This is a genomic window from Actinomadura macrotermitis (assembly GCF_009604375.1).
In the GTDB taxonomy this organism is placed as follows: Bacteria; Actinomycetota; Actinomycetes; order Streptosporangiales; family Streptosporangiaceae; genus Spirillospora; species Spirillospora macrotermitis.
In genome coordinates, this window is sequence record NZ_WEGH01000005.1 from 48,103 (window position 1) to 70,758 (window position 22,656).

At 73.1% G+C, this 22,656-nt stretch carries 20 protein-coding genes and 1 riboswitch; of the genes, 14 read left to right on the top strand and 6 right to left on the bottom strand.

Annotated features, from left to right (window positions below):
• Positions 1–12: 12 nt before the first annotated feature.
• Entirely contained in the window at positions 13–681 is a 669-nt protein-coding gene (locus ACRB68_RS32875; RefSeq protein WP_153539589.1) for a Crp/Fnr family transcriptional regulator, read from the top strand.
• Here ACRB68_RS32875 and ACRB68_RS32880 read toward each other — a convergent pair.
• A complete protein-coding gene (locus ACRB68_RS32880; protein WP_153539591.1) occupies positions 678–1,382 on the bottom strand; it encodes a maleylpyruvate isomerase family mycothiol-dependent enzyme in 705 nt (234 codons plus the stop codon). The genes ACRB68_RS32875 and ACRB68_RS32880 overlap by 4 nt on opposite strands.
• Before the next feature lie 300 nt (positions 1,383–1,682).
• On the opposite strand from ACRB68_RS32880, the gene uvrA reads away from it, so the two are divergent.
• The 3 genes from uvrA to ACRB68_RS32895 all read left to right on the top strand — a co-directional run bounded on the left by uvrA (position 1,683) and on the right by ACRB68_RS32895 (position 5,609).
• Positions 1,683–4,520: an excinuclease ABC subunit UvrA gene (gene uvrA / locus ACRB68_RS32885; RefSeq protein WP_328595078.1), complete on the top strand. Its 2,838-nt coding sequence runs from the start codon at positions 1,683–1,685 to the stop codon at positions 4,518–4,520.
• Positions 4,521–4,609: 89 nt separating this feature from the next.
• On the top strand, positions 4,610–5,062 hold the full coding sequence (locus ACRB68_RS32890; protein WP_153539593.1) for a Rieske (2Fe-2S) protein: 453 nt from the start codon (positions 4,610–4,612) through the stop codon (positions 5,060–5,062).
• A 97-nt stretch (positions 5,063–5,159) separates the two neighbouring features.
• Positions 5,160–5,609, top strand: coding sequence for a Rieske (2Fe-2S) protein (locus ACRB68_RS32895; RefSeq protein ID WP_153539594.1), 450 nt, complete (start codon positions 5,160–5,162; stop codon positions 5,607–5,609).
• Positions 5,610–5,639: 30 nt separating this feature from the next.
• On the opposite strand, the gene ACRB68_RS32900 is transcribed toward ACRB68_RS32895, so the two are convergent.
• On the bottom strand, positions 5,640–6,704 hold the full coding sequence (locus ACRB68_RS32900) for a mechanosensitive ion channel family protein (RefSeq protein WP_328595079.1): 1,065 nt from the start codon (positions 6,702–6,704) through the stop codon (positions 5,640–5,642).
• A 169-nt stretch (positions 6,705–6,873) separates the two neighbouring features.
• Here ACRB68_RS32900 and uvrC point away from each other — a divergent pair, with 169 nt between their 5' ends.
• The 4 genes from uvrC (at position 6,874) to whiA (ending at position 11,796) form a co-directional block, all read left to right on the top strand.
• A complete protein-coding gene (uvrC, locus tag ACRB68_RS32905; protein WP_328595080.1) occupies positions 6,874–8,829 on the top strand; it encodes an excinuclease ABC subunit UvrC in 1,956 nt (651 codons plus the stop codon).
• Entirely contained in the window at positions 8,826–9,704 is an 879-nt protein-coding gene (gene rapZ / locus ACRB68_RS32910) for an RNase adapter RapZ (protein WP_153539596.1), read from the top strand. Before uvrC ends, rapZ begins: the two co-directional genes overlap by 4 nt.
• Before the next feature lie 42 nt (positions 9,705–9,746).
• Positions 9,747–10,724 carry a gluconeogenesis factor YvcK family protein gene (locus ACRB68_RS32915; protein WP_328595081.1) on the top strand — a complete coding sequence of 326 codons (978 nt, stop codon included), beginning with the start codon at positions 9,747–9,749 and terminating at the stop codon, positions 10,722–10,724.
• 91 nt (positions 10,725–10,815) lie between these two features.
• A complete protein-coding gene (gene whiA / locus ACRB68_RS32920; protein WP_153539598.1) occupies positions 10,816–11,796 on the top strand; it encodes a DNA-binding protein WhiA in 981 nt (326 codons plus the stop codon).
• A gap of 64 nt (positions 11,797–11,860) precedes the next feature.
• Here whiA and ACRB68_RS32925 read toward each other — a convergent pair whose 3' ends face one another.
• The 3 genes from ACRB68_RS32925 to ACRB68_RS32935 form a co-directional block, all read right to left on the bottom strand.
• Positions 11,861–12,994 (bottom strand): hypothetical protein, encoded by a 1,134-nt coding sequence (locus ACRB68_RS32925; protein ID WP_153539601.1) that lies wholly within the window; start codon positions 12,992–12,994, stop codon positions 11,861–11,863.
• Positions 12,991–13,515, bottom strand: coding sequence for a sigma-70 family RNA polymerase sigma factor (locus ACRB68_RS32930; RefSeq protein ID WP_153539603.1), 525 nt, complete (start codon positions 13,513–13,515; stop codon positions 12,991–12,993). The genes ACRB68_RS32925 and ACRB68_RS32930 overlap by 4 nt, the downstream gene beginning before the upstream one ends.
• 64 nt (positions 13,516–13,579) lie before the next feature.
• Positions 13,580–15,322: a heparinase II/III domain-containing protein gene (locus ACRB68_RS32935; protein WP_153539605.1), complete on the bottom strand. Its 1,743-nt coding sequence runs from the start codon at positions 15,320–15,322 to the stop codon at positions 13,580–13,582.
• A 382-nt stretch (positions 15,323–15,704) separates the two neighbouring features.
• On the opposite strand from ACRB68_RS32935, the gene gap reads away from it, so the two are divergent.
• From gap to ACRB68_RS32960, 5 genes are all read left to right on the top strand, one after another.
• A complete protein-coding gene (gene gap, locus ACRB68_RS32940) occupies positions 15,705–16,712 on the top strand; it encodes a type I glyceraldehyde-3-phosphate dehydrogenase (protein WP_328595082.1) in 1,008 nt (335 codons plus the stop codon).
• 72 nt (positions 16,713–16,784) lie between these two features.
• The gene (locus tag ACRB68_RS32945; protein ID WP_153539606.1) at positions 16,785–17,972 is read left to right on the top strand and encodes a phosphoglycerate kinase; all 1,188 of its coding nucleotides are present in this window, start codon (positions 16,785–16,787) and stop codon (positions 17,970–17,972) included.
• Between the two features lie 3 nt (positions 17,973–17,975).
• Entirely contained in the window at positions 17,976–18,770 is a 795-nt protein-coding gene (tpiA, locus tag ACRB68_RS32950) for a triose-phosphate isomerase (RefSeq protein WP_153539608.1), read from the top strand.
• 170 nt (positions 18,771–18,940) lie between these two features.
• Complete coding sequence (gene secG / locus ACRB68_RS32955; RefSeq protein ID WP_456356041.1) at positions 18,941–19,186, top strand: preprotein translocase subunit SecG; 246 nt, start codon at positions 18,941–18,943, stop codon at positions 19,184–19,186.
• A 92-nt stretch (positions 19,187–19,278) separates the two neighbouring features.
• Positions 19,279–19,653: an RNA polymerase-binding protein RbpA gene (locus ACRB68_RS32960; protein ID WP_328595083.1), complete on the top strand. Its 375-nt coding sequence runs from the start codon at positions 19,279–19,281 to the stop codon at positions 19,651–19,653.
• A gap of 79 nt (positions 19,654–19,732) precedes the next feature.
• Here the strand turns inward: ACRB68_RS32960 and ACRB68_RS32965 are convergent, their stop codons facing one another.
• Positions 19,733–21,031, bottom strand: coding sequence for an acyltransferase family protein (locus ACRB68_RS32965; protein WP_235960668.1), 1,299 nt, complete (start codon positions 21,029–21,031; stop codon positions 19,733–19,735).
• Between the two features lie 201 nt (positions 21,032–21,232).
• A riboswitch (ZMP/ZTP riboswitch) is annotated at positions 21,233–21,320 on the top strand.
• 57 nt (positions 21,321–21,377) lie between these two features.
• Between ACRB68_RS32965 and ACRB68_RS32970 the strand changes: the two genes are divergently transcribed.
• Positions 21,378–22,652, top strand: coding sequence for a serine hydroxymethyltransferase (locus tag ACRB68_RS32970; protein WP_153539612.1), 1,275 nt, complete (start codon positions 21,378–21,380; stop codon positions 22,650–22,652).
• Positions 22,653–22,656: the final 4 nt, after the last annotated feature.

The window sequence follows — 22,656 nt, forward strand, 5'->3', positions numbered from 1 at the left end:
CCGGGAGGCGGTATGACCGGCAGCCGATTCTGGGACGCGCTGCCCGCGCGCGCCCGCACGGCCCTGGAGAAGGCCGGCGCCATCGTGATGATCAGGCCGGGGGCGCTCCTGCTCATGGAGCACACCTCGACCGCGCCGGTCTACGTGCTGCGCGCCGGCCACGTGAAGGTGTGGGTGGACCGCGGCGGCGAGCACGCCATCCTGGACGTGCTCGGCCCCGGCGACGTGGTGGGGGAGCTGGAGGCGGTCGACGGCCGCCCCCGGCACGCCAGCGTCGAGGCCCTCACCGCGGTGGAGGCGCTGGTGCTGCCCGCCGCGCGCTTCCGCGCCGTGCTGGAGGAGCACCCCGGCGCCGTCTGGGCGCTCGCCGGGGTGCTCGCCGAGCGGCTGCGCGACGCCAACGGGCTGCGCGTCGCGCACTTCCCCGACGAGCCGGCCCGCCGGCTGGCGGGGCGGCTGCTGCGGCTGGCCACCCGGTTCGGCGTCCCGCTGCCCGGCGGCGGCACCGAGGCGCGGGTCCCGGTCTGCCGCCAGGACCTCGGCCGCTGGGCCGGGATGGGCCGCGGCAAGGTTGCCCGGATCCTGGCCGAGGACCTGCGCGGCGGCGTCGTGGTCGACCGCGGCGCCGTCACCGTCCGCTCGGTGGACGACCTGCGCAGCCTCGCCGGGGAGCCGCCCTAGAAGCCGCCCGGCTCGGCCGGCCACGGCGGCGGGGCGGGCAGCGGGCCGTCCGCGTCCAGCTCCGCGCCGTCCGTGCGGCCGCTCAGCCAGCCGAGCAGCGCCCGCGCCGAACCGGTGATCACCGGGCCCTCGCCGGCGGTCTCGCCGGTGTCGGCCGCCACGATCCGGTACTCCTGCAGCGTCGTCCGGCCGTGCAGGGTGTCGGCCAGCGCCCACCGCACGTAGGGGTCGGGCCAGTCCGCCGGGCCGTACCCCGCCACGAGGTCCACGTGGTGGGCCTCCACCTCGTGCCAGCGCCGGAACAGCGTGTACCAGGCCGGGTGGGGCCAGCCGAGCATCGCCTGCACCGGCGCCTCCCAGGCGTCCTCGGGGAGGGCACGGGCCAGCTCGGCGAACCGGGCCGCCGAGGCGCGCACGTCCTCCACCAGCTCCGGGACGCTCCGGGCGGCGCCCTCCTCGATGTCGGCGTTGCGCTGCTCCAGGCTCGGGTACTGCGGGATCTCCCGCCCGGTCCGCGCCCACTCCAGCAGGTTCCACAGGGAGTCGGCGTTGCGCGCGATGTGCGCCGCGACGTGCCCCCGCGTCCAGTCCGGCAGCGCGGAGGGCTCGCGCAGCCGCGCGTCGTCCAGCCCGCCCAGCGTCGCCAGGAGCCGTTCGGTGCCCGCTTCGATATGTGTGAGGACCGTACGCCGGTCGTCCATGCCCACCGTCCTTTCCATGGCTCCGATCCTGGCCCATACGGCGGGACCGTGCCCAGGACGGGGGAGCGCGCCGGCCCGGTTCCGGCGCGGCCGGGCGTTTCGGTGGCGGGCGATCTTCGAACACGTGTACGGTTCCGGAGTGGTCGGGCGCCTCTTCCGGGACGGGCGGGGCGACGGCGAAATGCGGCGCGGCCCGCCGTCGTTATGAGACGCAGAGGGATTTCGTCGTACCCCATCTCTAGCCTGTGACCGGACGGACGTCCCGTCGCCACCCACCCAGAACAGGAACCAGAGAACGCTGTGCATGACCGCCTCATCGTGCGTGGAGCACGCGAGCACAACCTGAAGGACGTCTCGCTCGACCTGCCGCGGGACTCCATGATCGTGTTCACCGGGCTCTCGGGGTCCGGCAAGTCGAGCCTGGCCTTCGACACGATCTTCGCCGAGGGGCAGCGCCGCTACGTGGAGTCGCTGTCGGCCTACGCGCGCCAGTTCCTCGGCCAGATGGACAAGCCCGACGTCGACTTCATCGAGGGCCTGTCCCCGGCGGTGTCGATCGACCAGAAGTCGACCAGCAAGAACCCCCGGTCGACGGTCGGCACGATCACCGAGGTGTACGACTACCTGCGCCTGCTGTACGCGCGCATCGGCCACCCGCACTGCCCGATCTGCGCCCGGCCGATCAGCCGCCAGGCGCCGCAGCAGATCGTCGACCGGGTGCTGGAGCTGCCCGAGGGCACCCGCTTCCAGGTGCTCGCGCCGGTGATCCGCGGCCGCAAGGGCGAGTACCTGGAGCTGTTCCGCGAGCTGCAGTCCAAGGGCTACTCGCGCGCCCTGGTGGACGGCGAGACCGTCCGCCTGGACGAGCCGCCCGCGCTGAAGAAGCAGGAGAAGCACGACATCTCGGTGGTCGTCGACCGCCTCGCCGTCAAGGACACGGCCCGCCAGCGCCTCGCCGACTCGGTGGAGACCGCGCTCGGCCTGGCCGGCGGCACCATCGTGCTGGACTTCGTCGACCTGCCCGAGGGCGACGAGAACCGCACCCGGATGTACTCCGAGCACCTCTACTGCCCCTACGACGACCTGTCGTTCGACGAGCTGGAGCCGCGCTCGTTCTCCTTCAACTCGCCCTACGGCGCCTGCCCCGACTGCACCGGCCTCGGCACCCGCATGGAGGTCGACGCCGAGCTGGTCATCCCCGACACCGAGCTGTCGCTCGCCGAGGGCGCCGTCCAGCCGTGGTCGAACGGGCACGTCAGCGAGTACTTCCTGCGGCTGCTGTCGGCCCTCGGCGACGCCATGGGCTTCAGCCTGGACACCCCGTGGGAGAAGCTGCCGGCCAAGGCCCGCAAGGCGATCCTGAACGGGCACGAGACCCAGGTCCACGTCCGCTACAAGAACCGCTACGGGCGCACCCGGTCGTACTACACCGCCTACGAGGGCGTGATCCCCTACATCCACCGGCGGCACTCCGAGTCCGAGAGCGACTCCAGCCGGGAGAAGCTCGAAGGCTACATGCGCGAGATCCCGTGCCCGACGTGCGAGGGCGCGCGGCTGAAGCCGTACGTGCTCGCCGTCACCATGGGCGGCCGGTCGATCGCCGAGATCGCCGCGATGCCGATCGGGGAGTGCGCCAAGTTCCTGCTGTCGCTGGAGCTGTCGGACCGCGACAAGCACATCGCCGAGCGGGTGCTGAAGGAGATCAACGCCCGCCTGGGCTTCCTGCTGGACGTCGGCCTGGACTACCTGACGCTGGACCGGGCGTCGGCGACGCTGGCCGGCGGCGAGGCGCAGCGGATCCGGCTGGCCACCCAGATCGGGTCCGGGCTGGTCGGCGTGCTGTACGTGCTGGACGAGCCGTCCATCGGCCTGCACCAGCGCGACAACCACCGGCTGCTGGAGACGCTGCTGCGGCTGCGCGACATGGGCAACACCCTGATCGTCGTCGAGCACGACGAGGACACCATCGCCGCCGCCGACTGGGTGGTCGACATCGGCCCGCGGGCCGGCGAGCACGGCGGCGAGATCGTGGTGTCGGGCACCGTGGACGAGCTGCTGAAGTCCGAGAAGTCGATCACCGGGCAGTACCTGTCGGGGCGCCGCGAGATCGCCGTCCCGGCGGTGCGGCGGCCGCGCACCAGGGGCCGCGAGATCACCGTCAAGGGCGCGCAGCAGAACAACCTGCGCGACGTCGACGTGGCGTTCCCGCTCGGGGTGTTCACCGCGGTCACCGGTGTGTCGGGGTCGGGCAAGTCGACCCTGGTCAACGACATCCTCTACACCTCGCTGGCCAAGAAGCTGCACGGCGCGCGCACGGTGCCGGGCAAGCACAAGCGGGTCAACGGCATCGACCAGCTCGACAAGGTCGTGCACGTCGACCAGTCGCCGATCGGCCGCACCCCGCGGTCCAACCCGGCGACCTACACCGGCGTGTTCGACCACATCCGCAAGCTGTTCGCCCAGACCACCGAGGCGAAGGTGCGCGGCTACCAGCCGGGCCGGTTCTCCTTCAACGTCAAGGGCGGCCGCTGCGAGAACTGCGCCGGCGACGGCACCATCAAGATCGAGATGAACTTCCTGCCGGACGTCTACGTCCCCTGCGAGGTGTGCCACGGCGCCCGCTACAACCGGGAGACGCTGGAGGTCCACTACAAGGGCAAGACGATCGCCGAGGTGCTGGACATGCCGATCGAGGAGGCCACGGTCTTCTTCGAGCCGATCAAGGCGATCCACCGGCACCTGCACACCCTGAACGAGGTCGGCCTCGGCTACGTGCGGCTCGGCCAGTCCGCGCCGACGCTGTCGGGCGGCGAGGCGCAGCGCGTCAAGCTCGCCGCCGAGCTGCAGCGCCGCTCCACCGGCCGCACCATCTACGTGCTGGACGAGCCGACCACGGGCCTGCACTTCGAGGACATCCGCAAGCTGCTCGGGGTGCTGAACGGCCTGGTCGACAAGGGCAACACGGTGATCGTCATCGAGCACAACCTCGATGTGATCAAGACGGCCGACTGGATCATCGACATGGGCCCCGAGGGCGGCTCGCGCGGCGGCACCGTCGTGGCGACCGGCACGCCGGAGGAGGTCGCGAAGGTGGAGGCCAGCCACACCGGCCAGTTCCTGGCCAAGATGCTCGGCTGAGCCGGCCGGCGCCCTGCCGGTCCGCGCTCCGCCGGCGAGCACGGGGGTCGGCGGGGCCCGCCGGCACCCGTGCGGGACCATGGGTGACCATGAACGACGATGTGACGGCCGAGACCGTGGAGACCCCCGGTGCACGGGGAATCGGGCGCCGCGCGATGCTGTGCTGCGCCGGGGCCGCCGCGGGCGCGGCGGCGCTGGCCGGCTGCGCCCCGGGCGGCGGCGCCCGCAAGGCCGAGCCCGCCGCCAAGCTGCGCGGCAAGGAGATCGCCAAGGTCGCCGACGTGCCGGTCGGCGGCGGGAAGATCTACCCCGACACCAAGCTGGTGGTCACCCAGCCGGTGGCCGGGACCTTCAAGGCCTTCAGCGCCTCCTGCACCCACCAGGGCTGCCTCACCGACCGGGTGGAGGACGGCCGGATCGAGTGCCCCTGCCACGGCAGCAGGTTCAAGGTCGCGGACGGGACGGTGGCGCAGGGCCCCGCCAAGCGCGCGCTGCTGGAGTACCCCGTCCAGGTCAAGGGCGACGGGATCGTCGTCGTCTGAGCGCGGTTTGAACCATCGCCGCCCCCGCCCCGTGCTCCCTGGTGTAGATGTTGTGCCTGGGTCACCGAAGGTGACGCAGCGTGATATGGAGGCGGGCATGGCGGAGCTGGCAGGGGATCCGACGAGGCGCGGGCTGCTGTACGGGGTGGGGATCGCCGGCGTCGCCGGGCTCGCGGCGGCGTGCGCCGGCGGCGGCGACGGCAGCGACGGTGCCGACGACACCGCCAAAGGGAGCGGGCAGAGCCCGGCGGCCGCGGACGGCGCGACCCTCGGGCCGGCGTCGGAGGTCCCGGTGGGCGGCGGCAAGGTCTACAAGGACCAGAAGGTCGTGGTGACGCAGCCGGTCAAGGACGAGTTCAAGGCGTTCACCGCCGTCTGCACGCACCGCGGGTGCGTGGTCGGGTCGGTGTCGGGCGGCACCATCAACTGCCCCTGCCACGGCAGCAAGTTCAAGGCGACGGACGGCTCGGTGGCGAATCCGCCCGCCACCGAGCCGCTGAAGGAGATGAAGGTCACCGTCAAGGACGGCCAGATCACCCTGGCCTGACGGGCGCCCGCCCCCGCCGGGCGCCCGCGTCTAGCGGGTCCCGGCGCCGGCGAGCTCAGGCCCGGGCAGCTCGGCCCGCAGGCGCGGGAGCGCCTGCGGGTAGTGGTCGCGGATGTAGCCGACCAGGTGCTCGCGGATGTCGCAGCGCAGGTCCCAGGCGCTCGCCGAGTCGGGCGCGCTCATCAGCGCGCGCAGCTGGACCATGCCGTTCTCCAGCACGTCGGTGACCTGCAGCACCCAGTCGCGCTGGTCCCACAGGGGGTTGTCGCGCAGCGCCCGGTACAGCTCGGCGCGCAGCTCCTCGACCGGCACCGACCAGTCCACGTGCAGGATCACCGTGCCGAGGACGCGGCTGGTGCGGCGGGTCCAGTTCTCGAAGGGCTTCTCGGTGAAGTAGGAGACCGGCAGGATCAGCCGCCGCTCGTCCCACAGGTGGACCACCACGTACGACAGGGTCAGCTCCTCGACCCGGCCCCACTCGCCCTCCACCACCACGACGTCGTCGAGCCGCAGCGCGTCGCTGAACGCCAGCTGGAGCCCGGCGAACAGGTTGCCGAGGGCGGGCCGGGCGGCGATGCCGACGACGAGGCCGGCCACGCCCGCCGAGGCCAGCACCCCGGCGCCGAGCGCGCGCACCGCGGGGAAGGTGAACAGCGCCGTGCCCACCGCGAGCACGGTGATCACGGCGGCGCTGATCCGGCGGAGCAGCAGCATCTGGGTGCGCGCCCGGCGGGCGCGCCGGTTGCGCTCGCCCTCGATCCGGGTCAGCCGGTCCAGCGCCGGGTCGGTCAGGGCGTAGGAGATGCGCAGCACCAGCCAGGTGGCGGCGCCGATCGTGGCGATGCGCAGCGCCTGCCGCACGGGCGCGACGGCGCCGTCCGGCAGGAACTGGTAGGGCAGCGCCGCGGTCGTGGCGACCACCACCGCGAACGTGAACGCGGGCGCGGCGCACCGGCGGGCCGCGGCGCCGACGGGCGGCCACTTGGCCGACAGCCGGCCGGCGAGCAGCCGCCGGACCCCCTCCAGCACCACCACCGCGACCGCGATGGTGACCGCCAGTGTGATCCATGCCCCCAGTGCCGACACCTCAGGCACGCCCCCCTTCGACCGAACTTCCGGATGATCGGGACAAAAGTCCCCACGTCATCCGGGGTCCGTATCCGCATGATCGAGGGCGTAACGAGATCCGTGTCACTGTGGCCCCGCGCGCACCGGCGGTCACGGGGCGCGCACGTTGTCGGTGGGGCCCACTACCCTGGCTGACGTGGCAGATCCGGCGACCTATCGACCCGCACCGGGGTCCATCCCCGAGTCCCCGGGGGTGTACCGCTTCCGCGACGAGCACGGCCGGGTCGTGTACGTCGGCAAGGCCAAGAACCTGCGGGCGCGGCTGAACTCCTACTTCGCCGACTTCGCCGGGCTGCATCCGCGCACCCAGACGATGTTGCAGACCGCCTCCCAGGTCACCTGGACGATCGTCGGCACCGAGGTGGAGGCGCTCCAGCTCGAGTACTCCTGGATCAAGGAGTTCGACCCCCGGTTCAACGTCCGTTACCGCGACGACAAGTCCTATCCCTACCTCGCCGTCACCCTGAACGAGAAGTTCCCGAGGGTGATGGTGATGCGCGGAGCCAAACGCAAGGGCGTGCGCTACTTCGGGCCGTACTCGCACGCGTGGGCGATCCGCGAGACGGTCGACCAGCTGCTGCGCGTCTTCCCCGTCCGCACCTGCAGCGCCGGGGTGTTCAAGCGCCAGGAGCAGCTGGACCGGCCCTGCCTGCTCGGCTATATCGACAAGTGCTCGGCGCCCTGCGTGGGCAAGGTCTCCGAGGCCGAGCACCGGCTGCTGGCCGACGAGTTCTGCGACTTCCTGGCCGGCAACGCCACCCGGTTCATCAAGCGGCTGGAGCGCGACATGCGCGAGGCCGCCGCCTCCCAGGAGTACGAGCGCGCCGCCCGGCTGCGCGACGACATCCGGGCGCTGGAGCAGGCCCTGGAGAAGCAGGCGGTGGTGCTGCCCGACAGCACCGACTGCGACATGGTCGCCTTCGCCGAGGACGAGCTGGAGGCCGCCGTCCAGGTCTTCTACGTGCGCGGCGGCCGCATCCGCGGCCAGCGCGGCTGGGTGGTCGACAAGGTCGAGGCCGTCACCACCGGCGACCTGGTCGAGCACTTCCTGCTGCAGATCTACAGCGAGAGCGACTCGGTGCCGCGCGAGGTGCTGGTCCCGGAGCCGCCGCCGGACGAGGCCGCGATGACCGAGCTGCTGTCGGAGCGGCGCGGCGGCCCCGTCGCGCTGCGGGTGCCCCAGCGCGGCGACAAGAAGTCGCTGCTGGAGACCGTCGCCCGCAACGCCCACGAGGCGCTCAAGCAGCACAAGACCCGCCGCGCGAGCGACCTCACCACCCGCAGCCTGGCGCTGCGCGAGCTGCAGGACGCCCTGGAGCTCGACCAGGCGCCGCTGCGCATCGAGTGCTACGACGTGTCCAACCTGCAGGGCAGCAACGTGGTCGCCTCGATGGTGGTGTTCGAGGACGGCCTGGCCCGCAAGAGCGAGTACCGGCGCTTCTCGATCAAGGCGGTGGAGGGCCAGGACGACGTCCGCTCCATCCACGAGGTGATCACCCGCCGGTTCCGCCGCTACCTGGCCGAGAGCGAGAAGACCGGCGAGCTGGACGCGCTGGCCGAGGACCCGGACGCGCCCGACGACGCCGCGCACCAGCCGATCGACCCCGAGACCGGCAAGCCGCGCCGCTTCGCCTACCCGCCGAACCTGGTGCTGGTCGACGGCGGGCAGCCGCAGGTCGCCGCCGCGCAGCTGGCCCTGGACGAGCTCGGCATCGACGACATCGCCGTCGCCGGCATCGCCAAGCGGCTGGAGGAGCTGTGGCTGCCCGGCGACGACGACCCGGTCATCCTGCCGCGCAACAGCGAGGGCATGTACCTGGTGCAGCGCGTCCGCGACGAGGCGCACCGGTTCGCCATCACCTTCCACCGGCAGAAGCGCTCCAAGGCGATGACGGTGAGCGAGCTGGACGCCGTCCCCGGGCTCGGCCCGGCGCGCCGCGCCGCGCTGCTGAAACACTTCGGCTCGGTGAAACGGTTGAAAGAGGCGACGCCCGAACAGGTCGCCGAAGTGCCCGGCATCGGCCTGCGCAGCGCCGCGGCGATCCTGGCAGCCCTGCACGGCACCACTGACACTGGGGGGAAACCGGCATGACCGCTGAGACCAAGGTCCCGGACATCGTCATCGTCACCGGGATGTCGGGCGCCGGCCGCAGCACCGCGGCCAAGGCGCTGGAGGACCTGGACTGGTTCGTGGTCGACAACCTGCCGCCGGGCCTGCTGGCCACGATGGCCGACCTCGGCGGCCGGGTGAAGGACGCCGTCCCGCGCATCGCCGTCGTCGTCGACGTGCGCAGCCGCGGCTTCACCGAGGACCTGCACTCCTCGATCGCCGAGCTGGAGGCGCGCGGGGTGCACCCGCGGGTGGTGTTCCTGGAGGCCGGCGACGCCGACCTGGTGCGCCGCTTCGAGAGCGTGCGCCGCCCGCACCCGCTGCAGGACGACGGCCGGCTGGTGGACGGCATCGCCCGCGAGCGCGAGCTGGTCCGCGAGGTGCGCGCCGAGGCCGACCTGGTGATCGACACCAGCGGGCTGAACGTGCACGAGCTGCGCGCCAAGATCGTCGGCTTCTTCGGCAACGACACCGGCGAGTCCAGCCTGCGCGCCACCGTGGTGTCGTTCGGCTACAAGTACGGGCTGCCGGTCGACGCCGACCTGGTGGTCGACTGCCGCTTCCTGCCGAACCCGCACTGGGTGCCCGAGCTGCGCCCGAAGACCGGCCGGGACGCCGACGTGCGCGACTACGTCCTCGGCCAGCGCGGCGCCAAGGAGTTCCTGGACGCCTACACCGAGGTGCTGCGGCTGCTCGCCGACGGCTACGAGCGCGAGGGAAAGCACTACGTCACGCTCGCCGTGGGATGTACCGGTGGCAAACACCGTAGTGTGGCCATGGCGGAGCAGATCTCCGCCCGGCTGCGGGACGAGGGCATCGAGGTGCAGGTCGCCCACCGTGACCTCGGCCGTGAGTGAACGAGACCTTCGCGGGTCGGGTACGAGGAGACGAAAGCCGCGGTGAACGCCCCAGGCCCCAAGGTGGTCGCGCTCGGCGGGGGTCACGGCCTGTACGCCTCGCTGTCGGCGCTGCGCCGCGTCACCGACCGGCTGACCGCCGTGGTGACCGTCGCCGACGACGGCGGCTCCAGCGGCCGGCTGCGCGCCGAGCTCGGCGTGCTGCCGCCCGGCGACCTGCGGATGGCGCTGGCCGCCCTGTGCGGCGACGACGAGTGGGGCCAGACCTGGCGTGACGTGGTCCAGCACCGCTTCCGCAGCAAGGGCGACCTGCACGACCACGCCGTCGGCAACCTGCTGATCGTCGCGCTGTGGGAGCTGCTGGCCGAGCAGGCCGGGTCCACCGTGGCCGGCCTGGACTGGGTCGGGCGGCTGCTCGGCGCGCATGGGCGGGTGCTGCCGATGGCGTCGGTGCCGATGGACATCGTCGCCGAGGTGCGCGGCGCCGACCCGGCCCGCCCGGACGAGGTCCGCCACGTCAAGGGGCAGGTCGCGTGCGCCAAGACGCCGGGCGAGGTGCTCGGCGTCTCGCTGGTGCCGGCCGACCCGCCCGCGTGCCCCGAGGCGCTCGCCGCCGTCGAGGACGCCGACTGGGTGGTGTTCGGGCCCGGCTCGTGGTTCACCAGCGTGCTGCCGCACCTGCAGGTCCCGGCGCTGGCGCGGGCGCTCACCGCGACCCGGGCCCGCCGGGTGGTGGCGCTGAACCTGGTCCCCCAGCCGGGCGAGACCGACGACTTCTCCCCGCAGCGGCACCTGGAGGTGCTGCAGGCGCACGCGCCCGGCCTGCGCGTGGACGTGGTGCTGGCCGACCGCGGCGTGGTCGAGGACACCCAGGCGCTGGACCGGGCCGTCAAGGACCTCGGCGGCCGGCTGGTGCTCGCCGACGTCGCCGCGCCGGACGGCTCGCCGCGTCATGATCCCGCCCTGCTGGCCCAAGCCTTCGTACAGATATTCGCCGAGGACCATCCGGCCGGGCCGTAATCGGCCACACTGCTTGGCAGGTTCGACGAGGGGTGGCGCCGGCCCACGGGGCGGGCGAGGATCGCAAGGACGAGGGGGAGAGGGTTCATCCATGGCGATGACCGGTGTGGTGAAGGACGAGCTGAGCAGGCTCACGGTGCTGAAGCCGTGCTGCCGCAAGGCCGAGGTCTCGACGTTGCTGCGGTTCGCCGGCGGCCTGCACCTGGTGAGCGGCCGGATCGTGATCGAGGCCGAGATCGACACCGGGGCGGCGGCCAGGCGGCTGCGCAAGGACATCGCCGAGGTGTTCGGGCACACCTCCGACGTGGTCGTCCTCGCCCCGAGCGGGCTGCGCAAGGGCAACCGCTACGTGGTGCGGGTGTTCCGCGACGGCGAGTCGCTGGCGCGCCAGACCGGGCTGATCGACAACAACGGGCGGCCGGTGCGCGGCCTGCCCCGGCACGTGGTGGCGGGCGCCGGCTGCGACGCCGAGGCGGCCTGGCGCGGCGCGTTCCTGGCGCACGGCTCGCTGACCGAGCCGGGCCGGTCGATGTCGCTGGAGGTGACCTGCCCCGGCCCCGAGGCCGCGCTGGCGCTGGTCGGCGCCGCCCGCCGGCTGAAGATCCACGCCAAGGCCCGCGAGGTGCGCGGGGTGGACCGCGTGGTGGTGCGCGACGGCGACGCGATCAGCGCGCTGCTCACCCGGCTCGGCGCGCACGACAGCGTGCTGGCCTGGGAGGAGCGCCGGATGCGCCGCGAGGTGCGCGCGACCGCCAACCGGCTGGCCAACTTCGACGACGCCAACCTGCGCCGCTCGGCCCGCGCGGCCGTCGCGGCGGGCGCCCGCGTCGCGCGCGCCCTGGAGATCCTCGGCGACGACGCCCCCGACCACCTGGTCAACGCGGGCCGGCTGCGGCTGGAGCACAAGCAGGCGTCGCTGGAGGAGCTCGGCCAGCTCGCCGACCCGCCGCTCACCAAGGACGCGATCGCCGGCCGTATAAGGCGTCTGCTGGCCATGGCCGACAAGCGCGCGAGCGACCAGGGCATCCCCGGCACCGAGGCCAACCTCACCGCCGACATGCTCGCCCCCTGACCGGGCGCCCCCTCCCGTCCTCCGGCCCCGGCCGCCGCCACGGCGGCCGGGGCCGACGGCGTTCTCAGACGGCCCAGACGTTGACGAGGCGGCCCTGCGCGTCGTAGCCGGCCAGCCGGCCGATGCGGTTGGTCGTGGCACCGCGCGCGAGGCCGGTGGCGTGGACCGAGAACACCCGGCCGCCGCCGCCGAGGTCGACCATCCGGGCGGGCAGCTTCCGGCCGTCGCGCAGCTCGGCGACCACCCGCGTCATGCGCGGCGCGGCGAAGCCGTACCACCACCGCGACCGCGGGCCCTCGACGAGGCGGTAGACGGCGCCGAAGTTGCGGCCCGCGCCGGGGCCGGACGCGACGCTCTCCTCGGTGCCGAACCCGACCACCGCACCGTCGCGGAAAAGGTGCATGGTGACCGGGCCGTGCCGGGCCGGGAAGGTGAACAGCGGGGTGCCGGTCGTCAGCGGCCGCGGCTGGCTCAGCGTGAGCGTTCCGACCGGCGGGAACTGCCTGGTCCACCCTTCGGGCGTCAGCTCGTCCAGGTGGGGCGGTGAGACCGCCTGCAGCACCGGCAGCAGCACCGCCGTGTTCGGCCCGGCCATGACCGACAGGCTCGCCGGGCCGTGCCCGTTGCGCTGGGACGGGCTGAGGGGCACCTGCCAGATCCGCGGTGTCCCGCCGCCGATCCGTATGGGCGCGCCGGTCAGCCGGCCGGTCGGACGAAGGTCGGTGACGCGGCCGTCGGCCACCCCGTAGAGCACGCTTCCGGGCTCCTGCCCGTCGCTCTGTCCCGTCGAGCGCTCCATGATGACCGCGGCGTGCTGCCCGCCCGGGATCCGCCAGGGCCGGCAGTCCCCACCGCCCGTGGCGGCCCGCCAGCACAGCAGGTTCCCGGCGATCCACACCGAGGTGTCCCGGTCGGGGCGCCAGACCGGCCCGGTCGGGCGGTAGCGCGGGTCCAGGTCGCGGAGCAGGGACGCCGCCGGGCGCGGCGCCCGCTGTTCCGGCTGGACGACCACGAGCACGGCCGCGGCCAGCGCGAGCACCGATGCGGTCGCGGCGGCGGCGAGCGCGGGCGCCCAGCGGCGGCGGCGCCGGGCGCGTGCGAGCCGGGCCAGGTTGTCGGCGCGGGCGTGCCCGTGCGGCTCGACCCGGGCGGCCTCGGCGGCCAGGGCCGCCCGGATCCGCTCCTCGATGGTCGTCATGACGTCTCCCGCAGGGTCCGGCCGAGCGCGGCGATGGCGCGCGAGGTGTGGGTCTTGACGGTGCCGACGCCGACCCCGAGGGTGTCGGCGGTCTCCCGTTCCCCGAGGTCCAGCCAGTAGCGCAGCACCAGGACCTCGCGCTGGCGGCGCGGCAGCAGGTCCAGGGCGGCCAGCAGCTCGCGCACCGACTCGCGGTGCACGGCGCCGGCCTCGGCCGACGCCTCGGTCCCGGTCTCGGCGAGCTGGGCGCGCCGCCGCCGCGCCACGCCGAGGTGCCGCAACCGGTTGCGTGTCAGGTTGCACACGGTGCTGCGCAGGTAGGCGAGCGCCGCGTTCGGGTCGCGCAGGGCGCGCCGCCTGCGGTGCAGCCGGACGAACGCCTCCTGCGCGACGTCCTCGGGGTCGTCGGCGCCCAGCAGCCGGGCGAAGCGCACCAGGCCCCAGAAGTGGGCGTCGAAGAGCGCGGCGTATCCGGTCTCGGGGAGACCGGCCGCCGCCTCCCCGGCAGGGGAAGAGATCATGGTTGTAGGACAGCCGGGACGCGCCGGCGTTGACGCCGCGATGGTGAACATGCGGTGAACGGGTTCACGGCAGCCGCCGCAGGGAGCCGTCGGCGGCGACCTCGAAGGCCAGCCGCCGGCCGGCGATCCGCGTCTCGGCCCGCAGCGTCCCGCCCGGCCCGGCGGTGGTGCGCACCCGCGGCCTGGCGCCGTTGCGGGACGGCGCGATGAGCGTGAGCATCCGCACGTCGGTCCCCGCCCCGCTCATATGGACGACCGGGGCCTTCAGGACCGTCCGCTCGGCGGGCGCGATCCAGCCCTGCGCGACCTGCGCGGGCAGGGTGCCCGCGCCCGGCAGCGGGATGCCCAGGAAGTCCACCCGGACCCGGCCCGCGCGGGCGACCGCGCCGTCCGCGACGGGGGCGGCGGTGAACGCGGCGGGCAGGTGCCACAGCTGCTCGGCGGTGCGCGGCTCGGTGGAGCGGGCGCCGTCGAGCACGACCATGGCGTCGGGGCCCGACGCGACCAGCACCGACCGGGTCCGGGTCGTGCCGGTGTAGGCGGTGTCGGTGAAGGAGAAGGTGTCGGCGCCGGGGGCGAAGCGGTGCGCCGTCAGGGCGGTCGCGGCGTCGGGCCGTAACTGCGCGCCGCGTACCACCAGCGTGTTGTGGGAGTCGGGGGAGCGCAGCAGCTTCCGCCAGGACGGGTCGCTGTAGCCGGCGTGGCCGCCCGGGACGATGAGGTCGCGGCCCGCGGCGAAGAACGTCAGCGCCATGTGGTCGTCCTGGCCGTGCGCGAACCGGCCGGGCCCGAACCGGGCGGTGTAGGCCATCGCGTTCCGCTTCCAGCCGGAGCGGCCCATCACGTACCCGGCCTGGTAGACGCGGGCGCGGGCCTTCGGCGGGGTGCCGCGGCGCCCGCCGGAGGCCACGTGCTCGATCGGCCCCCGCCCGCGCCTGGAGATCTCGGACGCCCGGCCCGCGTAGGACTCGCCGATCTGCAGCAGGTCCCCGGCCGGGGTGAGCTGGAAGGCGATGAACTCGTCCAGCAGCCCGAGGCGCCGGTCCATCTCGGCCGGCACGGGGCGGCCGCAGGCCCGCATGGTCTTCAGCGCCAGGCGCCACCGGCCCCGGTTGTAGACCGCGTAGTGGGCGGACTGCTCGTTGCCGGCGCCCTCGGCGTCGATCGCGGGCCGCGCCCCGCCCGGCGGGTCCAGCATCGCCTCCACCAGCCGCCGGTGGCCGATGTCCGCCAGGTCGGGCCGGCCGATCGCGCAGCCGGCCGCCAGCAGGATCATGGACTCGTCGGTGCCGTGGTTCCAGGGGCCGGAGTAGTGCCGGGGGTCGGCCAGCCAGGACGCGTGCCGCGCGATCGCCTCGTCCAGCCAGCGCGCCCGGTAGCGGGCGCGCAGGCAGGTCATGGTGATCAGCCGGAACTTGGTGCCCTCCTCGACCGCCTCCCGCCGGTCGGCGCTCAGCCGGCCGGGGGAGGCGTTGTCGTGCAGCCAGTCGCGGACGATCGCGGCGGCCCGCTCCAGCGACGGCCCGTCGCCCGCGCCGATCAGGCCGCCGAGCCATTCCAGCGAGTGCAGCCACAACTGCCACGTCCGGTTGCGGTAGGGGTCCAGGCCCCAGTCCACGTCGGTGCCCGAGGCCACTTTCACCGGTGCGGTGCCGGGGGCGCGGAACAGGCCCGCGGCGACCTGGGCGGGCGGGTTGACGGTGCCGTCCAGGCCGTTGTAGCCGAGGCACGGCATTCCGGCGACGGGAGGGGCGGCCGGCGGCGCGATGCCCGCCGCGGGACCGCCGCAGGCGGCCGCGCCCAGCATCAGGAGGACAGGCCAGAGTCGTGGCTTCACAGGGCGGAGACACCGAGGACCGGTCCCGGGTTGACCCCCGAACGGTGATCATCACGACATTTCCTGCGGTTCATCGCCGCGATGCCTCAGCGCCCCGGAACCGCCCCAAAGCCTTCACCGTGCGGTTCGGCGACCGGCTGCGGCGGCCGGCTCAGGGGCTGCGCGCCATTGGTATAGACAAGGTGGTCTAGACCCTGCCGCCGCAGGCCGGATCCCCCGGACGGGTGAGGGCGGCTCACCCCCTGATTTCCCACGCCACCGGTGTCGGAGGGCGGGGCGGGCATTGGATAGGCTCGGTGGCAGGGGGCGACCCCTGGACCAGTGCGAGACGACGTAAGAGGAGAGCCGTTCCGTGACCATCCGAGTAGGCATCAACGGGTTCGGCCGGATCGGCCGTAACTTCTTCCGCGCGGTCAAGGCCAGCGGGGCCGACATCGAGATCGTGGCGGTCAACGACCTGACCGACAACGCCACCCTGGCCCACCTGCTCAAGTACGACAGCATCCTCGGCCGCTTCCCCGAGGAGGTCAAGGCGACCGCGGACGAGATCATCGTCGGCGGCCAGACCATCAAGGCCTTCGCCGAGCGCGACCCGGCCAACCTCAAGTGGGGCGAGCTCGGCGTCGACGTGGTGGTCGAGTCCACCGGGTTCTTCACCGACGCCAACAAGGCGCGGGTGCACGCCGACAACGGCGCCAAGAAGGTCATCATCTCGGCCCCGGCCAAGAACGAGGACGTCACCATCGTCATGGGCGTCAACGACTCCCAGTACGACGCCGCCGCGCACACGGTGATCTCCAACGCCTCGTGCACCACCAACTGCCTGGCCCCGATGACCAAGGTCCTCCAGGACACCTTCGGCATCGAGAAGGGCCTGATGACCACCATCCACGCCTACACCCAGGACCAGAACCTGCAGGACGCGCCGCACAAGGACCTGCGCCGCGCCCGCGCCGCCGCCCTCAACATCGTGCCGACCTCCACCGGCGCCGCCAAGGCGATCGCGCTGGTCATGCCGGAGCTGAAGGGCAAGCTGGACGGCTACGCGCTGCGCGTGCCGATCCCCACCGGCTCGGCCACCGACCTGACCGTCGAGGTCGCCCGCGAGACCACCGTCGAGGAGGTCAACGCCGCGATGAAGGCCGCGGCCGAGTCCGGCCCGCTGGCCGGCGTGCTGACCTACACCGAGGACGAGATCGTCTCCTCCGACATCGTGACCGACCCGTCGTCGTGCATCTTCGACGCCGGCCTCACCAAGGTGATCGGCAACCAGGTCAAGGTCGTCGGCTGGTACGACAACGAGTGGGGCTACTCCAACCGCCTGGCCGACCTGGTCAAGCTCGTCGGCTCCCAGCTCTGATCCACCCCGTCCGCCGTGGCCCGAGACCCTCGGACCACGGCGGGCGCGTATCCGGAAGGACATCGCGTTTCGATGCGCACCATCGACGATCTCGACGTCGCCGGCCGGCGGGTGCTGGTCCGCGCGGACCTGAACGTCCCGCTGCAGGACGGCACGATCACCGACGACGGCCGGATCCGGGCCAGCCTGCCGACGATCACGAAGCTGGCCGCCGCCGGCGCCAAGGTCATCGTCTGCGCCCACCTCGGCCGCCCCAAGGGTGAGGTGAAGCCCGAGTTCTCCCTCGCGCCCGTCGCCGCCCGCCTCGGCGAGCTGCTCGGCACCGACGTCGCCTTCGCCGGCGACGTGGTCGGCGACTCGGCCCGCGCCACCGTGGACGGCCTGGCCGACGGCCGGGTCGCGCTGCTGGAGAACCTGCGCTTCGAGCCGGGCGAGACCAGCAAGGACGACGCCGAGCGCGGCGCGTTCGCCGACGAGCTGGCCGCCCTCGCCGACCTCTACGTCGGCGACGGCTTCGGCGCCGTGCACCGCAAGCACGCCAGCGTCTACGACGTGCCGAAGCGCCTCCCGCACGCGGCCGGCGGCCTCATCGCCACCGAGGTCGAGGTGCTGAGGAAGCTCACCGAGGACGTCGCGCGCCCGTACGCGGTCGTGCTCGGCGGGTCCAAGGTCTCCGACAAGCTCGGCGTGATCGACAACCTGCTCGGCAAGGCCGACCGCATCCTCATCGGCGGCGGCATGGTCTTCACCTTCCTGAAGGCGCAGGGCCACGAGGTCGGCAAGAGCCTGCTCGAAGAGGACCAGCTGGACACCGTCCGCGAGTACCTGGCGCGGGCCGAGCAGAACGGCGTGGAGTTCGTGCTGCCGGCCGACATCGTCGCCGCCACCGCGTTCGCCGCCGACGCCGACCACGAGGTGGTCGCCGCCGACGCCATCCCGGCCGACCGGCTCGGCCTGGACATCGGCCCCGAGTCGGGCAAGCTGTTCGCCTCCCGCCTCGCCGACGCCGAGACGGTCTTCTGGAACGGCCCGATGGGCGTGTTCGAGATGGAGCCGTACTCGCACGGCACCCGCGCCGTCGCGCAGGGCCTGATCGACTCGGGCGCGTTCACCGTCGTCGGCGGCGGCGACTCGGCCGCGGCCGTGCGGCAGCTCGGCTTCGACGAGGGCGCGTTCTCCCACATCTCCACCGGCGGCGGTGCCAGCCTGGAGTACCTCGAAGGCAAGACGCTGCCCGGCCTGCAGGCTCTGGAGGACTGACACATGGCCCCCACCACCCCTTCCCGTAAGCCGCTCATGGCGGGCAACTGGAAGATGAACAACAACCACCTCGAGGCGATCGCGCTCGTGCAGAAGCTGGCGTTCGCGCTCAAGGAGGCCGACTACGACGCGGTGGACGTGGCGGTGCTGCCGCCGTTCACCGCGATCCGCTCGGTGCAGACCCTGATCGACGCCGACCGGCTGGCGATCGCCTACGGCGCGCAGGACGTCTCCCAGCACGCCTCGGGCGCCTACACCGGCGAGATCTCCGCGGCGATGCTGGCCAAGCTCGGCTGCTCGTACGTGACCGTCGGCCACTCCGAGCGCCGCGAGTACCACAACGAGACCGACGCGGTCGTCAACGCCAAGGCGCGGGCCGCGCTCGGCGCCGAGATCACCCCGATCGTGTGCGTCGGCGAGGGCCTGGACGTGCGCAAGGCCGGCGAGCAGGTCGGGCACGTGCTGGCCCAGCTCGACGGCGCGCTGGAGAAGATCACCGCCGAGCAGGTGCGCGGCCTGGTGATCGCCTACGAGCCGGTTTGGGCGATCGGCACCGGCGAGGTCGCCACGCCGGCCGACGCGCAGGAGGTCTGCGCCGCGATCCGCACCCGGATCGCGGAACTGTACGACGGCGGGGTGGCCGATCAGGTCCGCATTCTGTACGGTGGCTCGGTCAAGGGCGGCAACGTCGCGGGGATCATGGCGCAGTCCGACGTGGACGGCGCCCTGGTCGGCGGGGCCAGCCTGGACCCGGCCGATTTCGTGCGGATCTGCCGGTACCGCGACCAGCCCGCCTGATCAATTCTGATTAATTCGGGCGTGTCACGGGGGTTCTTGCCGAACCAGGGAGTTCTTCGTCGTACCCTTCGTACCTGACGGGTAAACCACCCGGCGCGATCCTCCGTCCTTGCTAGAGACGTACCCCGCTGCAGCGGGGGTGGCCAGAAAAGGCGCTGAACACTGTGAATGTGTGGATCATCACCACGTCCGTCGTGCTCATCATCTGCAGCCTGCTGATGGTGGTCCTCGTGCTGATGCACAAGGGCAAGGGCGGCGGCCTCTCCGACATGTTCGGCGGCGGTATCTCGTCGTCGCTCGGCGGGTCCTCGGTGGTCGAGCGCAACCTCGACCGGCTGACGGTCGGCGTCGGCGTGATCTGGTTCGCCTCGATCATCGTGCTCGGGCTGCTGTTCAAGAGCAAGGGCGTCGGCTGAGCCAGGCCGCGTGGATACGTACGATCGCCGCGCCGCCGTCCGTGCCCCGTCGGGGCGCGGACGGCCGCGGCATACTGAGCGAGGAGTAGTCCGTGGGTAGTGGCAACGCGATTCGGGGTAGCCGTGTCGGGGCCGGCCCGATGGGAGAGGCCGAGCGCGGGGACGCGGCGCCCCGTGTGTGGGTGACCTTCTACTGCGCCAACCGGCACGAGACCCGTCCGAGCTTCGCGACCGACGTCGCGGTGCCGGACACCTGGGACTGCCCGCGCTGCGGGTTCCCGGCCGGTCAGGACAAGGACAACCCCCCGGCCCCGCCGAAGACCGAGCCCTACAAGACGCACCTGGCGTACGTCAAGGAGCGGCGCAGCGACGAGGACGGCGAGGCCATCCTCGAGGAGGCGCTCGCCAAGCTGCGCGAGAAGCGCGCGCTGGTGAAGAAGGCGATGGAGGCCGCCGCCCGCGGCTGACGGCCGCGCCGGTCCTGAGCCGGACGTGGAAAGGCCCCGATCCCGCCCGGGATCGGGGCCTTCGGCGTTCCGGCCTGCGTCAGCCGAGCCGTCTGGCGACCTTGCGGCCGAGCTCCTGCATGGGCTTCTCCACCAGCCGGTAGGTCAGCTGGCTCGCGGCGAGCAGCAGCCCGAGGAACACCACGATGACGAGCGGCTGCTGGTGCACGGGCTTGCCGAACACGTGCGTCATCGCCTCCAGCAGCACCGGGTGCAGGATGTACACCGAGTAGCTGACGACGCCGAGCCACACCAGCCAGCCCGGCATCCGCCGGTCGCGCAGCAGCATGCCGCCCGCGAACACCAGCGCCGCCAGGACCACCGCGCTCGCCCAGGCCCGCTTCACCCCCCAGTCGGTCATCCCCGCGCCCCAGGCGGCCTTCTCGTAGAGGCCGAGCGCCACCGCGGACACCAGCACGGCGGCGGCGGTGAGCAGCGCGGTGCGCCACCGGATCTGGCCGCGCTCGGCCCGGTAGATCGCGGTGCCGGTGAACATCACCGCCAAGATGATCAGGCCCTCCCAGGTGGCGGCCCGGCTGTCGAGGGTGGCCAGGGTGAACGCCAGCGCCGCGCCGAGCAGCGCGCCGGCGCGCATGAGCGCCGGGCGGCGCGCGCAGGCCAGCGTGATCGCGGCGGCCATGGTCACGAACGCGACGACCACCAGCGGGGTCACCCCGGTGGCCTCGGCGAGCATCCTGGTCCGGGCGAGCCCGACCACCGCGATCGCCAGGGCCGTCAGGGTGAGCGCCGCCGAGGCCGAGCGGCGGTGCAGGCCGACCGAGAACAACCCGACGACCAGCAGGTAGAACGCCATCTCGTAGGACAGCGTCCACAGCACGTAGACCGCGTTCGGCACCGACAGCAGGTCCTGCATCATCGTCAGGTGCGCGAGCACGGCGGCCACCGGCCCGGTGCCCGCCAGGTGCGGGCCGAGCGGCCGCACCCCGGACACCGACAGCAGCACCATCGCGGTGAGCGCGACGAGCAGCAGCGGGTAGATCCGGAACACCCGGCTGACCCAGAACCGCCGCACGTCGCCGGTGCGCTCCAGCGAGGCCGGGACGATGTACCCGCTGACCAGGAAGAACACCAGGATGCCGAAGGCGCCCGGGTCGAACCACTCGGTCATCGCCTCGCGGGCGGGGTAGGTGTACTCGCCCATCGCGTGGTGCACCGCGACGACCAGCGCCGCCAGCCCGCGCAGCGCGTCCAGCCAGCCGAGCCGCCCGGTGCCGGACCGGCTCGCGGGAGGGTCGCGGGGAGGGGGCGCCTGCGGCGCCGCCTCGGGGGGCGGGAGGACGGTGACGGGTGCCGCTGTCGAGGAGAGTGCAGAGTCCATTTCCAACTGACCGTAGCGGGTCGGGTGAGTGGCCGGGCCGGGTGACGGACCGGTTCCGGCGGCTCACGAGTCTAGGGGAGCGCTTCGAAAGATCATGGCGTCTCGGGGGCGGGCACGCCAGGGGACCGGCGGCCTTTCCACCCCGCGACCGGATGATCTGCGGCCCGGCCGCCGCCTCGCGCCGGGCCCGGCCCGCTATGCTTGCCCGCAAGCGACTGGCGCAGTCAAGGTGGGCTCGACCACCGGGGAGCGAAGCACGTCCGCTACACCGCGCGCCTGGGTGTACGGGCCCCTCAGCCGGGGGTTCCCGTACCGAGCCCCCGGCGTGACCGGCGCGGAGGCCGTCATGCATGAGCCCGTCATCCCCCACCTTCAGGCCGAAGACCCCGAGATCGCGGGGCTGGTGGAGGCCGAGGCCCGCCGCCAGTTCGAGAAGATCCGGCTGATCGCCTCGGAGAACTACGTCTCGCCCGCGGTGCTGGAGGCCACCGGCTCGGTCCTCACCAACAAGTACTCCGAGGGCTACGCGGGCCGCCGCTACTACGAGGGCCAGCAGAACATCGACCCGGTCGAGCTGCTGGCGATCGAGCGGGCGCGGTCGCTCTTCGGCGCCGAGCACGCCAACGTCCAGCCCTACTCGGGGTCGCCCGCCAACCTCGCGGTCTACCTGGCGTTCCTGCAGCCCGGCGACACCGTCCTCGGCCTGTCGCTGCCGATGGGCGGGCACCTCACCCACGGCTGGTCGGTGTCGGCGACCGGCAAGTGGTTCAACGCGGTCCGCTACGGCGTGCGCGCCGACACCGGCCGCATCGACATGGACGAGGTCCGCGACCTGGCCCGCAGGGAGCGGCCGAAGCTGATCTGGTGCGGCGGCACCGCCATCCCGCGCACGATCGACTTCCCGGCGTTCGCCGAGATCGCCCGGGAGACCGGCGCGGTGCTGGCCGCCGACATCGCGCACATCGCCGGGCTGATCGCGGGCGGCGCGCACCCGTCCCCGTTCGGGCACGCCGACGTGGTGTCGACCACCACGCACAAGACGCTGCGCGGCCCGCGCGGCGCGATGGTCATGTCGACGGCCGAGCACGCCGCCGCGATCGACAAGGCCGTCTTCCCCGGTCTGCAGGGCGGCCCGCACAACCACACCACCGCCGCCATCGCGGTCGCGCTGAAGGAGGCCGCGACACCGGGCTTCGCCGCCTACGCGCGGCAGATCGTGGCGAACGCCCGCGCGCTCGCCGCCGCGCTGCTGGAGCGCGGCTACGACCTGATCTCCGGCGGCACCGACAACCACCTGATCCTGATCGACCTGACCAACAAGGGCGTGGCGGGCAAGCCGGCCGCGCAGGCGCTGGACCGGGCGGGCGTGGAGCTGAACTACAACGCCGTCCCGTTCGACCCGCGCAAGCCGTTCGACCCCTCGGGCCTGCGCCTCGGCACCGCCGCGATCACCACCCGCGGGCTGACCGAGGAGCACATGCCGCAGCTGGCGGCCTGGATCGACGAGGTCGTCCAGGCCACCGCCAAGGGCGACGCGGCGGAGGTGGAGCAGAAGGTGGCGGCGCGGATCCGCGAGCTGCTGGCCGCGCACCCCATGCCCGGCTGGGCCCCCGCGCCCTGACGGG